Source organism: Sphingomonas sp. EC-HK361 (assembly GCF_902498785.1).
Taxonomy (GTDB): domain Bacteria; phylum Pseudomonadota; class Alphaproteobacteria; order Sphingomonadales; family Sphingomonadaceae; genus Sphingomonas.
Genome location: NZ_LR701492.1, coordinates 51,507 through 64,878, shown reverse-complemented (window position 1 = coordinate 64,878; position 13,372 = coordinate 51,507). Strand labels below are relative to the sequence as shown.

The window sequence follows — 13,372 nt, the reverse complement described above, 5'->3', positions numbered from 1 at the left end:
CCGAACGGAGCCCGCCATGACCGACGCGGACATCGCGCGCCTGCTTGCCCATGAAGCGGGCGAATTGCTGCTCGATCTGCAACGCACATCGGGACTTGCGGGGAAGGAACTCGGCGTGGTCGGCGACAGGCAGGCAAGCGACCTGCTGATGGCGCGACTCGCGGCGCTACGTCCCGATGATGGCGTGTTGTGCGAGGAAACGCAGGACAGCGCAGATCGCCTGACGCAGTCGCGGGTATGGATCGTCGACCCGCTCGACGGCACGCGCGAATATGGCGAGGGTCGCGCCGACTGGGCGGTCCATGTCGCGCTGGCGATCGATGGTCGTCCCGCGATCGGCGCTGTCGCTTTGCCAGCGCTCGGGCTGGTGCACTGCGGCGGCGAGGCGCTTGCCGCCGTCCCCGTCGACGCACCGCTGCGCATGCTCGTCAGCCGAACCCGGCCGAGCCCGGATGCCGTCGCCGTCGCCCAGCGGCTGGGCGCGGCGATGGTGCCGATGGGATCGGCCGGCGCCAAGGCGATGGCGGTGCTTCGCGGGGAGGCCGACATCTACCTCCACAGTGGCGGCCAGTATGAATGGGACAATTGCGCGCCGGCGGCGGTCGCGCTCGCTGGCGGCCTGCACGCCTCGCGCATCGATGGCGCGCCGCTCGTCTACAACAACGCCGACCCGACGCTGCCGGATGTGCTGATCTGCCGCCCCGATCTGGGGCCGCAGGTCATCGAGGCGCTGCGGGCGCAGACGCAGGCGTTCGTCACGATCTGACGGAAGCCATCTCCGTCTCGCGCTGCTTCGCGCGGCGCATCCAGAAGATGTCGAACAGGATCGCGGTGAAGGCGCCCAGGACGATGTGCGCGATGTTGCCGCCGATCGGGCCATAGCGCGGCACGGCATAACCTGCGACGCCGACGAACATCGCGGTGCCGATCGCCGACAGGGCCAGCACCAGCCACGACCGGTTCATCGCCAGCAAGGCGGAGCGCGACGGCGCCGCGTGGAGCGTGAGGATCACCGCCATCAGCTGGGTCAGCAGCAGGACATAGGTCGGCTGATACGCCTCACCCGGGCCGACGCGGATCAGCAGCGGGCCGAACAGATAGGCGGCCAGCAGCATGCTGGCGCCGACCGCGGCGAGCGCGATCTGGACCTGCAGCGTCGCGGCGCGGAAGCCGCGGAAATCGCCGTTCGCCCACATCCGCGCGACGTCGGGATAGACGACGGCCTGCACCTGCGCGCCGACCTGCGCGGCGACCTTCGCGATGCGCTTGGCGAGGTAGTAGACAGCGGCGGCGGGCGCGCCGGCAACGGCGCCGACGAACAGCGAATCCGCCTCGGTCGTGATGACCCGCAGGGTGAGCGAGAGATTGGTCGAGCACGCGAAACCGAAAAAGCCCGGAAAGTCCCGCGTCAGCCCGCGCATGCGGGCACGGAAAGGGTTCGGGATGCCCATCTGTCGAAGCGCGCGGAAGCCGACCCAGAAAACGATGAGCGATCCCAGCGCCTGCGCCGCGGTCCACGCGACCATGAAGCCGATCAGGCCGTAGCCGCCGAGCGCGCAATAGCCGGCGAAGACGATGCGCAGCAGGTTCGCGGCGACCTGGGTATAGGCGAGCATCTTGAACTGGCCCGACAGGCGTAGCGCCGCAGTCGGCACGCCGGCGATGTTGACGAGAGTCGCGCAGGAATAGATCGCGACCAGCTCGACATGAAGCGAGGTGAGGTGGAAGATCCCGCCGAACAGCAGCGCGAGCGATACCGCGACGACCGCAGACAGTGCGGCCGCACCCATGTCGAGGAGCAGGCCGTAGGCGTAGAGCCGCTGCAACCGCTCGGGCGAGGATTCCTTTTCCTCCTGCACCGCGAAGCGGATCAGCGGCTGCCAGGATTCGAAGCGCAGGATGCGCTCGACCACCCGGTTGTAGGACAGGACCATCACCATGATCCCGTAGCTTGCAGGGCCGAGCGAGCGCGCCGCCATCGCGACGCTGACCAGCATGATGAGCGCGTTCAGGAAATTGCCCGAAAGCAGATGCCCGATCGCTGTCAGCCGCGTCCGCGTGCCCTTGACGTGCAGCCCGCCGGCCCTGGAACGCAGCACGGCCCGTGCCTGCGCCCCAAGAGCGTTGCCAAAGGCTGTCGCCATGGTCTTTCCGATCCGCTGGAGCGCGTTCAGGCGGCGACGAACTGCCCTGTCACGACCGGGCCGGGCAAGTGCGCCGGATGCGGAAGGCCGTTCATCGCGGCCGGCTCCACATCATAGCAGCGTCCGCGCATCCCGTGATTGGCGGCCCAGATCGCGGCCTGGGTCCGGTTTTTCACGCTCAGCTTGCGCAGGACGGCCTTTACATGAACCTTCACCGTCGCCTCGCTGATCTCCATGCGGCGCGAGATGACCTTGTTCGGGCAGCCCATGATAAGCCAGCGCAGGATTTCCAGCTCGCGTTCGGAAAGGCTGGCGGTTTCGACCGACTTCTCGATCTCGGGTGCGCTGGAAAGGCCGGGGCGCGACTGGAGCTCGTCGGCAAGCTGCGACGGCAGCACCCGCTCGCCCATTGCGACAAGCTGGAGCGTGCCGACCAGGCGCTCACACGAGATTTCCTTGACGATATAGGCGCGCACGCCGAGCCGGAACGCCTTCAGCATGACCTGGAAATCGAACCGGTCGGACAGCATCACCAGATGCGATCGCGGGAAGCGCGCCTGCAGGCTGGCGAGGCATTCGGCGTCGCAATCCTCGGCGGCGTTATCGAGCAGGATCAGCTGCGGAACACCATCGGGATCGGCACTGGCAAGCGCTGTCAGGCCCTCGCACGAACTTGCCGACTGAATGATGTTGAAATCGCGATCGGCAAGGATGCGGCTGAGCCCTTCGCGGACGATGGAATTGCGACACAACAGAAAGACGTTGACCGGATCGGACATGGTTACCCCCTAGAATGGGTCGTCCTGCCGGGCGAAAAGCTACAGCCTTCGCATACGGCGGCCGACCGACGATTGTCTGGTCTGCACGACGCGACGCCTTTTTTCTTCTTGTTGATGACCGGAAGGTAACAGTTTTTTCACTTTATCCCAAACGACACTTTCGGATATATGATTTAGGTTAGAAAAATTGCGCAAGTGTTAGAAAAATGGCGAATTTTGTTGCGCTGACCGATTGGTGATTCGAAAAGGACCGCAACGGAACCTAAGCCTTTCGAGGTAGAGCCGTGTGTTCCGTATCAGGTGATTCGCGCGAGTCGCGTTGCAAGTCGTTTTTATCCAATGAGATTTCTCGGACAAATTCCGTCCCGCTGTTGAACATAGCGTCGGCGAATTAAGGTATAGCCTGTGGCTATAGTTTTAAGGCAATCAGGGTACGCCCGTCGTAGACGCGTCGAGCTGGCTGACGTCACCAGATCTGGCGCACCGTCATGAACGCTTCTGCCGCCTCACGATATACGGTCGCCCCGCGCAGCGTGGCGAGAGCGCGGATCGCCTCGATCGATCGCTCGTCCGGTGCTGGCTTCACCTGGGTCGTGAACGCCTGAAACGCCGCGATCTTCGCATCGAGCGTATCGGTGATGTCGATGTAGCAATTGGGAAGGAAGCCGGGGGTGATCCCCGGCGCGAGCCAGTTCGTCTCCGACAGCGTTTCATAGGCGAGGACGTGCTTTGGGCCTGCGGGTGATCGCGGCCGCGCGTGGACCATCGCTGCGGTGAAGACGATCTGGTGATCGAGGTGGATGTCGCCGACAAAGGGGACGAAAAGGATATCGGGCGCAATGGCGGAGAGGGCTGCGTCGAGCGCCCGGTTGATCTGCGCGCGCGGCACCTGATCCAGCGCGGCGGCGGGAAAATCGAGGAAATGGGTCTCGTGCACGCCGATGCTGGCGTGGGAGGCCAGAGTCTCGGCACGGATCTGCTCGACAAAGGCTTCGTCGAATTGCGGCGGCTGGCCGCGCGTCACGACGACGACATCGACAAGTACGCCAGCGCTCGTGGCGCGTGCCATCGTGCCGCCGCAGCCGAGAATTTCGTCGTCGGGATGCGGGGCCACGACGGCGATACGCTGGCCAGGCGCGAAGGGCGTCATGCGGCTGTCCCCAGCTGCAGATGCTGGCGCAGTCGCGCGCCGCTCCATTCGGTGACCGCGATCGTCGATCCGTCGCCGCACAGCACCGTGAAGGCGTCGGGCGCCATCGCGACGATCTGGCCCGGTCGTGCCAAGTGCCGGCCGCTGCCGCCCTTGGCGCGCGCTGCCCAGATATGCAGCGCGTCCTCTCCCACCACGGTGAAGGCGCCCGGATAGGGGCGTCCGGAAGCGCGGATCAGGCGCAGGACTGCGTCAGCCGGCGCCGTCCAGTCGATCCGCCCATCGAGCGGCGTTCGCCGCGCAGCCCAGGTCGCGTAGGCATCGTCCTGCGCCTCGCGCCGGATGTCGCCGCGCGCGATGGCGCCAAGGCTGTTCGTGAGCATCTGCGACAGCGCGCGCATGTGCTTCGCGTAGAGCGTCGCTGCGGTCTCATCGCGGGCGACGTGGAAATAATGCTGGTCGAGCAGGTCGCCCGTGTCAGTGCCGGCGTCGATCCAGAACAGCGTTCCGGCGGTGATCGGATCGCCGCTCAGGATCGTCCAGGGGATCGCCGCGCGCCCGCGCATCCGGGGGAGCGCAGCAGGGTGGTAGCCGATGACGCGGCCGTCGGCGAGCCCGCGAAAGGCCTCGCCGCAGATCTGCGACCAGCCGATCACGAAGATATAGTCGGCATCGAACGCGCCGATCGCGGCCAGCGCTGCCTCGCGATTGATGTTGTCGATACGCAGCACCGCGGCGCCCGCGGCTTGTGCTGCCGGGCCGAGGTCGACGAAATCCGAATGGCGGGCGCTGTGCGCCGTATCCAGCGTCGCCACTGCGGCAAGGGTCCAGTCGGCATGTCCGGCGATCGCGTCCAGCGCCACCGCGCTGCTCTCAACAGCCCCCACGAGAATGGCGCGCATCGTCGGCATGCCAGCGTGTCCTCCTTTCCCCGAAAAGGACGACCAGCACCGTGCGCAGCAGGATCGCGCAGTCGAGCCGCCAGCTGCGATTGCGGACATACCAGATATCGAAGGCGAGCTTTTCGTCGTTGCTGAGCAAGGTGTTGCCGCTGACCTGCGCCAGCCCGGTCAGCCCGGGGCGCACCCGCCCGCGCACGATCCCGCCCGCGCCCATCGCCTCGATCGTCGCAGGCAGCAGCGGGCGCGGGCCGACGATATCCATGTCGCCCGCAACGATGTTGACCAGTTCCGGCAGCTCGTCGAGCCGCGAGCGACGAAGGAACCGGCCCAGCCCGGTGATGCGCTGTTCGTCGGGAAGCGGCCGGCCCGACGCGTCGTTCGCGTCGCGCATCGTGCGGAACTTCATCATGCGGAACGGCGCGCCGCCGCGACCCGCCCGGTGCTGATGAAAAAGCACCGGACGTCCCATGCCGATCCGCACCAGCAGCGCGAGCGCGAGCAGGGCCGGCGCGAGGAGGATCAGCGCGACGATCGAGATCAGCGCGGCAGGACGGATCGCCGCCATCAAGCCGCCCGGGACACGAGCGCCGGCGCGGTAGCCGGAGGCGGTGCTGCCTCCTGCGCCTGATCGAGCAAGCCCATCTCGCCGAGCAGCTGCCGGTTGACCCGCTCGACGTCGTAGATCGCGATCGCCGTCTCTCGCGCGGCGGCACCCATACGGGTTACCAGCGCGGGCTGATCGATGAACCGGGCCATCGCTTCGGCGAGCGCAGCGGCATCTTTCGGCGGGACGAGGAACCCGTTCTCGCCTTCGCGGATCGGCTCGCGGCATCCGGGCATGTCGGTGGTGACGACCGGCCGCCCCATCGACAACGCCTCGAGGATCGTGCGCGGCAGCCCCTCGCGGTAGAAGGAGGGCAGGACGAATATGTGCGCGGTCGCGATATGCGGGCGCACGTCGCGCGTCTCCGGCAGCAGGGTGATGAGACCGTCGGCCTGCCACCCGGCGATCTCCTCAGCGGAATAGCCGGTCGGATTCTCAGTTTCCGGGCGCCCCAGCAGCAGGAAGCGCGTGTCGGGCCAGCGCGCGCGGATGCTGCGCGCCGCGGCGACATAGTCCCCCACGCCCTTGTCGCGCATCAGGCGTCCCATCATCAGGAATGTCGTCGGCGTGCCCGGCATCGGCTGCTCGGCGTAATGCCGTGTGTCGACGCCCGATCCCGGCACCTGCACCACCGGCTGGTCGGCATCGACGATGCGATAGGCGATCATATCCGCCCGGTCGTCGCCGTTGAAGACGAAGATGCGCTCGGCGCGCCGAACCCCCTGGCGGTAGAGCCATGATACCGCCCGGCGCAGCAGCCCGCGCGAGTCCGCCTCGCTGCTGAAGACATAGCCGAGCCCGCTCATGATCGCGTGAAAGCGCACCGGACGCCCCAGCCGCGTCGCGATCCGTGCCGCGAGCCCGCCATAGATGATCGGCTTCTGCGTGTAGGCGACGACCATGTCCGCGCGCTCGCGCCGGATCAGCCGCAGATAGGTCCACAGCGTCGCCAGATCCCGCACCGGATTGGTCCCCGCGCGTGCCATCGGCGTCAGGCTGAACCGCACGCCCATCCGGGCAAGTGCCGCGACCACTTCGGGTTCGGCATCCGGCGCGCAGGCGACGACGTCATGCCCCTCGGTTGCCATCCGCGCGATCAGCGCACCGCGAAAATTGATGAGCGACATGGAAAGGCTCGACAGGATCACGATCTTCACAGGCCACCGCCCCTTCGCTCATCGCTTCGGCATCTATATCGAAGGTCTGCGCGCGCCGGCGGGGCGCATCTGTAGATACCCCCTTAGGGCGGCAAGCGCTTGCAAAGGGGCGAGACGGCGCGCGCACGATGCGGGCGGATGCGTAACGACCTACCCCTTATGCGCCGCGGCCAGCCCGAACCCGATGATTTGCGGCATAAAGGATAGTGGCCGGTCGATCGATTTCGATGGCCTGAACCCTCCGATACCTTTTGATCGACGGGCCTCTCGCAAGAGGCCTCCCGCGCCGTTGCGGAAGGGAAGGAGCGTCGGAGATGGCGAACAGCGCATCGGACACGCAAGGCTACATCCCGGGGGTGACCCGCGCGCCGATTGCGGCGAACGACGTTGCGCCCGCGGTTCTTCCCCAGCGTATGCGGTTGCTCGCGCGGCTCGACATGCTGGCCCGTGCCTTTGCGCTGCGCAGCCCGGCACGTTTCTGGGCGCTGCGGCTGATCGCGGTCGTCACGCTGGATGCGATCGCGATCCTCGCCGCGTTGCGCCTGACCCGCGCGCTGCTTCCCGGCACCCGCACGCTCACGATGCTGAACGACATGGGGTTCGCGTTCGCGTTTACCGCGGTCACCATCGCGGTGCTCTTCGCGATCGGGGCGTATCGGCGAAGCTGGCGCTATCTGTCGCTGGCCGACGCGCTTGTTCTGGGGACGAGCCTGCTCGCAAGTTCGTCGGCGGTCTGGCTGGTAACCGCGACCTTCGTCATTCCGCAGCGGGTTCACCGGGTCGAGCTTGCGACCTTCCTCGTCGTCCATGTCGCGCTGATGCTGGCCGCGATGCTCGCGATCCGGCTCGTCCGGCGCGAGGTCCGCGAGCATCTCCGTTCGACGCGGGCGCGCCGCAGCGCGCAGCCTGTGCGCCGCGTGCTCCTGCTCGGCGATGTCGACTGGGCGCGGGTGATGGTGGAGCTGGTGCGCACCGATGTCGGCACCGGGCTCGATATTGCGGGCGTGCTCACCTTCGACGGGCGCGAGCGCAAGCTCCAGATCGGCGGCGTTCCGGTGCTCGGCTCGCCCGAAATGCTGCCCGACATCGTCGCGCGGCTGGACAAGGCGGGCCGCCGCCCGGTCAGCCTGGTGGTGCAGGACAGCAGCGAATTCCTCGACCGCCAGCGCTCGATCGAGATCGCGCGGCTGGCCGAGGCGCAGGACATGGTCGTTTCGCGCTTCCGCAACCCCTGGGCGCGCGGCGCGTCTGCCAGCGACGGCATGGCGATCGAGAAGATGCCGCTCGCGGAGCTGCTCGGCCGGCCGGAGGTCAGCATCCAGCACAGCTATGTCGAGCGCGTCGTAGCGGGCAAGCGCATCCTGGTGACGGGCGCCGGCGGCACGATCGGCAGCGAGCTGGTCCGGCAGCTGGCGACCTATGATCCGGCGGAAATCATCCTGCTCGATCATGCCGAATACAATCTCTACGCGATAGAGCTGGAGGTGCGCGAGCGCTTCCCTGGCCTTCGCGTCCATGCCGAGCTGTGCTCGATCCGCCAGCGTCCCGCGCTGTGGCAGGTGTTCGAGCGGCGGCGGCCCGAGATCGTCTTCCACGCCGCCGCGCTGAAGCATGTGCCGATGGTCGAGGCGAACCCGTGCGCCGGCGTCCACACCAACGTGCTCGGCACGCGCAACGTCGCCGACGCGGTGTGCGAATTTGAAGCGCGCGCGATGATCCAGGTGTCCACCGACAAGGCGGTCAACCCGGTCGGGCTGATGGGGGCGACGAAGCGGCTGGGCGAGCTCTATTGCCAGGCGCTCGACCTTATCGGCGCCTGCGATCCCGAAAGCCCACGCTTCCTGACGGTGCGCTTCGGCAACGTGCTCGGCTCCAGCGGATCGCTGATCCCGCTGTTCCAGCGCCAGATCGCTGCCGGCAAGCCTCTGACCGTGACGCATCCGGATATCGAACGCTTCTTCATGACGGTGGAGGAGGCGGTGCTGCTGATCCTCCAGAGCGGCGCGCGCGCGCTGGAGACCGACGCCGACCGCGGCATGATCTTCGTGCTCGACATGGGCGAGCCGGTGAAGATCGTCGAGATCGCCAAGCGCGTAATCCGCATGGCCGGGCTGCGGCCCGATATCGACGTGCCGATCCGCTTCATCGGCCTGCGGCCAGGCGAAAAGCTGTTCGAGGAGCTGTTCGATACCTCTGAATCCAAGATCGAAAGCGCGATTCCCGGCATTTTCGAAGCGATGCCGAGCCCTATCCCGCTCGAGCTGCTCGTCGAAGGGTTTTGCCAGCTCGAACGCCTCATCACCGACGGTGACGCCGACGAGTTGATCCGCCTCACCCACGAAATGGTCGCCGCCTCCGCCAGCTCGCGCTGGGCGGAGATCCTGCGCCGCATGGCCGCCGAGACGACCGATGCGGCCTTCGTTCCGCTCGACGCCGCGACGATCGCGGCGGTCAGCGCGATGTCCGCAATCCCTCTGCCGCGTGCGGTGGGGTGATGGCCCTTGATGGAGTGAACGCCGTGGCCGAAGCCGTCCTCAGCAACATCACCGCCTTCGTGCCGCGCTCGCTCGACGGCCGGCCGAGTCCGCTCGACCATCCGGAGCTTCGCTGGCCGCAATATGATGCGGACGAAGTCCACGCCGCCGCCCTCGTGCTGGAAAGCGGGCGGGTGAACTCGCTGGTCCACGGCGAGCACACGCGCGAGCTGGAGCGCGAATTCGCCGCCTATTGCGGGGCGCCGCATGCCATCGCGGTGTCGAACGGCACGACCGCGCTCGAACTGGCGCTGCGCGCGCTCGGCGTCGGCCCCGGCGACGAGGTGATCGTGCCGTCGCGCAGCTTCTTCGCGACCGCCGCCGCGGTCGTCGCGGTCGGCGCAACGCCGGCCTTTGCCGATATCGATCCGGTCAGCCAGACGATCGACGCGGCCTCGGCGCGGTCGATCGTGACCTCGCGCACGCGCGCGGTCATCTGCGTCCATCTCGCCGGATGGCCGTGCGAGATGACCGAGCTGCTGATGCTTGCCCATGACGCGCATCTCTGGCTGATCGAGGACTGCGCGCAGGCGCACGGCGCGACGTATGATGGGCGCCGCGTCGGCACCTTCGGCCACGCGGCGGCCTTTTCCTTCTGCACCGACAAGATCATGTCGACCGGCGGCGAGGGCGGCATCGTGCTGTTCCAGGATCACGATCACTGGGCGAAAGCCTGGGCGTTCAAGGATCACGGCAAGAACCCCGACAAGGTGCTCTGTCCGGTCACTGGCCACTGTTTTCGCTATGTCCATGACAGCTTCGGCACGAACTGGCGGATGACCGAGATGCAGGCCGCGATCGGGGTGCAGCAGCTGGCGAAGCTGCCGCGCTGGCTCGATCAGCGCCGCCGCAATGCCGAGGCGCTGATGACCTATCTGCAGGACGAACCCTGCGTCGAACTGCCGCACATCCCGTCGCATGCGGGACATGCCTTTTACCGGCTCTATGTCACGATCGCGCGGGCGTGCCTCGGGCCGGAAGGCAACACCAACCGGCTGATCGAGCGGATGATCGAGATGGGGATGCCGGTCAGCAGCGGGTCGTGCGCCGACATGTCGCGGGAAACCGCGTTCGACGACATGGTCGTGCGGCGCGCCGATGGCCTGCGTATCGCCGCGGAAATCGGGCGGCGGACGATCGCCTTCCCGGTCGATCACCTGCTCGACGAAAGCGATATGCGGCGCATGGCGAACTGCCTGCGCATCGCGCTCGCAGAGGCGCATGTCGTCACGATGGAGATCGTGCAATGAGCGACGCGAACCGCCTGCCGCAATTCGTCATCATCGGCGCGGTGAAGGGTGCGACGACGTGGATCCACAACCAGCTGCAGCATAACCCGGCGATCTTCCTGCCGGGGCCGGAGCCGCATTATTTCAGTTCCGAGCACGACAGGGGACTCGACCATTATCGCAGCCTGTTCGCCGGTGCGCGGTCCGGGCAGATGATCGGCGAGAAGTCGGCCGATTATCTCGCCCACCCGCACGCCGCGCGGCGAATGGCCGCGGTGATGCAGCACGCGAAGCTCGTCGTGCAGCTGCGCAGTCCGGTCGACCGCGCCTATTCCGACTACAAGATGCTCTACCGCCGCGGCACCGTCACCGGCCCGCCCGAGGCGTATCTGGACGGGCGCGCCTGCGACCAGCCGCGGTTCCTGCGCGACGGGCTCTATGCCGAACATCTGGCGCGGTGGCTCGATCATTTCGACCGTGCGCAACTGCAGGTGCTCTTGTTCGAGGAGGTGAAGGCGGCGCCCACCGACGTCGTCGCCGCCGTCTGCCGGCATATCGGTGCACCGTACCATTTTTCAACCGAGGTCGGCGCCCGCCCGCGCAACGACAGCAGCGCCCATTTCCTGCCGCTCCCGGTGCGCACGGTGCTCGCTCCCTTAAAGCAGGCGGCGCGCCCGCTGCGCGGCAATGCCGCGTTCGAGGGCGTGCGGCGCGTGTTCGCGCGCGAGATCCGCTATCCGGCGCTCCCGGAGTCGCTGCGTGTGCGGATGACTGATTACTACGCCCGCGACATCGACACGCTGGAACGGCTGATCGGCCGCGATCTGTCCGGCTGGCGCGGCAGCGCGAGAATGGCTGCCTGATATTTCCTGAGATGGTGGCAGCACGACCGGCGCAGCAGGGTCGCCCGTTTTCGCTTCGCGGTGAGCCGGAATTGCCAGCCGGGACTCACGGCAAAGGGCTTACACTTCGGCGGGTTCTAGCTGGGGTGAATGAACGATGGGGACTTGGTTCAATCGCGCCGTCGCGCTGACCATGATGGCGGTGACGGCGTCCTGCTCGAGCGGGATGAGCGGGCTCGACAGCCTGCCGCCCGCGCCTGTCGCAGCCTATCGGCTGGGCGCGGGGGACGAAATTCGGGTGATGGTGCCGGGACTCGCCACGCCCGACACACTGAACGCGACCTATGTCGTCAACGACCGGGGCCAGTTGTCGCTGCCCCTGCTCGGCGACATCGACGCGAACGGCAAGACGGTCCCCGAGCTGCAGCAGGCGATCGCCGCGCAGCTGATGCAGCGCCAGCTGCTCAACACGCCGACGGTGAGTGTCCAGCCGGTGCGGCTGCGGCCCTTCTACGTGCTGGGCGAGGTGAAGACGCCGGGTGAGTATCAGTATCGGCCCGGTATCTCGGTCCTGGCGGCGGTGTCGGTCGCGGGCGGCTACACCTTCCGCGCGCAGCAGGGCACGGTCGAGGTCGTGCGGATGATCAACGGGCGTCAGGTGACCGGACGGGCGGGGCCCACCGACATGGTCCAGCCCGGTGATACGATCAGGGTGCATGAGAAATGGTTCTGACCGCGGCGCGCCGCGCGCCGCGCGTAGCGGCGCTGCTGCTGGGCGCGGCTGCGCTGGCAACGGGCGCCCATGCCCAGGAAATCCCGACCGCGGCGCCGGTCCTCGACATCCCCGAGGATCTGTTCGTGCCGACCGAGCTGTCCCTGGGCGGTGCGCGGGTGGAATTCGGCGGCATCGCGCGCGCGGAATATGACAGCAATATCTACGCCCAGGCCTATGGCGGGAAGAGCGACACGAAGCTGATCTTTCAACCCTATGCGCTGCTGACGAAATCGATGGCCACGCTCGACCTGTCGCTGCGCGCGGAGGGCAATTTCCGGCGCTATCTGAAATACGGCACCGAAAGCGCCGATGGCGGCGAGGTGCGCGCGCGTGCGGCGTGGGCGCCCACGCTCAGCGACAAGATCACGGCGGCGGCGGGCTATCTCCACGGCATCGAGGATCGCGGCGAGCCCGAGGCGAGCACGATCACCTCAATCGGTCCGCGCGAATATAACAGCTTCGATGGCGACCTGTCGTACGCGCATCAGGGCGCGCGTCTCGGTTTCTCGCTGCGCGGAACGGCTGCGACCTATCGCTACAATCGCGATATCGACCGGCCCCGCAATCTCGATACCTATGGTCTTGTCGCGCGCGGATCGGCGCGCATCAGCCCGCTGATGAACGGCTTCCTCGAAGGCTTCGTCAGCAAGCGCGATTTCGCGCCGACCGTTGGGGAGGGCGGGCTGGACCGCGATTCGAATACCTATGGCGCACGGGTCGGTGTGGCGATCGATCCTGGCGGGACGCTGCGCGGCGAAGCGGCGGCGGGCGTCTACCGGTTCGATCCCAATGACGACCGGCTGGACGCGCGCACCGGCTTTTCGGCGCAGGTCGGGCTCATCTTCCAGCCGTTCGTGCGCACCGGCTTCACGCTGGACGGCTTCACCGGCAATGTCGCGACCTATCAGACCGGCGCGTCGTCGCGCGAGGATACGCGGGTGCGCATCGGCGTGCAGCAGGAGCTTCGCCACAATCTGCGCTGGCAGGCGAGCGCGGTGTACCGCCGCAGCCGCTACTACGGCACCGGGCTGACCCAGAATATCTGGGGCGGTCTGTTCGCGATCGAATATATCCTCAACCGGCGGCTGATCCTTGCGGCCGACCTGCGCTACACCGATCGTAACAGTTCCGCGCCGCTCGACGGTTTCTCGCGCCTGCGCGGCGGGATCGCGCTCAAATTCCATTACTGATCGGGCGGGGAAGACCGTCGCGAAAGGGCAGGCCGCTACCCCTTTCGAGCGGTCGACAGTCGCCGG

Annotated in this window: 12 protein-coding genes; 6 read left to right on the top strand and 6 right to left on the bottom strand. The window is 67.1% G+C overall.

All coding sequences use genetic code 11. The features are described 5' to 3' along the window. Positions 1–16: 16 nt before the first annotated feature. Complete coding sequence (locus BOS5A_RS00650; RefSeq protein WP_151953298.1) at positions 17–766, top strand: 3'(2'),5'-bisphosphate nucleotidase CysQ; 750 nt, start codon at positions 17–19, stop codon at positions 764–766. Here BOS5A_RS00650 and BOS5A_RS00645 read toward each other — a convergent pair. The 6 genes from BOS5A_RS00645 to BOS5A_RS00620 form a co-directional block, all read right to left on the bottom strand. Next, a complete protein-coding gene (locus tag BOS5A_RS00645; protein ID WP_151953297.1) occupies positions 756–2,144 on the bottom strand; it encodes a lipopolysaccharide biosynthesis protein in 1,389 nt (462 codons plus the stop codon). The two genes, BOS5A_RS00650 and BOS5A_RS00645, sit on opposite strands and share 11 nt — an antisense overlap. A gap of 26 nt (positions 2,145–2,170) precedes the next feature. Further along, positions 2,171–2,923, bottom strand: coding sequence for a LuxR C-terminal-related transcriptional regulator (locus tag BOS5A_RS00640; RefSeq protein ID WP_151953296.1), 753 nt, complete (start codon positions 2,921–2,923; stop codon positions 2,171–2,173). A 466-nt stretch (positions 2,924–3,389) separates the two neighbouring features. Further along, positions 3,390–4,073: a PIG-L deacetylase family protein gene (locus BOS5A_RS00635; RefSeq protein ID WP_151953295.1), complete on the bottom strand. Its 684-nt coding sequence runs from the start codon at positions 4,071–4,073 to the stop codon at positions 3,390–3,392. Further along, on the bottom strand, positions 4,070–4,984 hold the full coding sequence (locus tag BOS5A_RS00630; RefSeq protein WP_151953294.1) for a methionyl-tRNA formyltransferase: 915 nt from the start codon (positions 4,982–4,984) through the stop codon (positions 4,070–4,072). Before BOS5A_RS00630 ends, BOS5A_RS00635 begins: the two co-directional genes overlap by 4 nt. Beyond that, positions 4,947–5,540: a sugar transferase gene (locus BOS5A_RS00625; RefSeq protein ID WP_234419126.1), complete on the bottom strand. Its 594-nt coding sequence runs from the start codon at positions 5,538–5,540 to the stop codon at positions 4,947–4,949. The genes BOS5A_RS00630 and BOS5A_RS00625 overlap by 38 nt, the downstream gene beginning before the upstream one ends. Further along, positions 5,540–6,736, bottom strand: a complete 1,197-nt coding sequence (locus tag BOS5A_RS00620; protein WP_151953292.1) for a glycosyltransferase family 4 protein — start codon at positions 6,734–6,736, stop codon at positions 5,540–5,542. The genes BOS5A_RS00625 and BOS5A_RS00620 overlap by 1 nt, the downstream gene beginning before the upstream one ends. A 314-nt stretch (positions 6,737–7,050) precedes the next feature. Here BOS5A_RS00620 and BOS5A_RS00615 point away from each other — a divergent pair, with 314 nt between their 5' ends. The 5 genes from BOS5A_RS00615 (at position 7,051) to BOS5A_RS00595 (ending at position 13,306) form a co-directional block, all read left to right on the top strand. Continuing rightward, on the top strand, positions 7,051–9,231 hold the full coding sequence (locus BOS5A_RS00615) for a polysaccharide biosynthesis protein (protein WP_234419125.1): 2,181 nt from the start codon (positions 7,051–7,053) through the stop codon (positions 9,229–9,231). A gap of 23 nt (positions 9,232–9,254) precedes the next feature. Next, positions 9,255–10,520 (top strand): DegT/DnrJ/EryC1/StrS family aminotransferase, encoded by a 1,266-nt coding sequence (locus BOS5A_RS00610; RefSeq protein ID WP_234419124.1) that lies wholly within the window; start codon positions 9,255–9,257, stop codon positions 10,518–10,520. Continuing rightward, the gene (locus tag BOS5A_RS00605; protein ID WP_151953290.1) at positions 10,517–11,362 is read left to right on the top strand and encodes a sulfotransferase; all 846 of its coding nucleotides are present in this window, start codon (positions 10,517–10,519) and stop codon (positions 11,360–11,362) included. The genes BOS5A_RS00610 and BOS5A_RS00605 overlap by 4 nt, the downstream gene beginning before the upstream one ends. 136 nt (positions 11,363–11,498) lie before the next feature. Next, on the top strand, positions 11,499–12,074 hold the full coding sequence (locus BOS5A_RS00600; protein WP_151953289.1) for a polysaccharide biosynthesis/export family protein: 576 nt from the start codon (positions 11,499–11,501) through the stop codon (positions 12,072–12,074). After that, positions 12,065–13,306, top strand: coding sequence for an outer membrane beta-barrel protein (locus tag BOS5A_RS00595; protein WP_151953288.1), 1,242 nt, complete (start codon positions 12,065–12,067; stop codon positions 13,304–13,306). The genes BOS5A_RS00600 and BOS5A_RS00595 overlap by 10 nt, the downstream gene beginning before the upstream one ends. Positions 13,307–13,372: the final 66 nt, after the last annotated feature.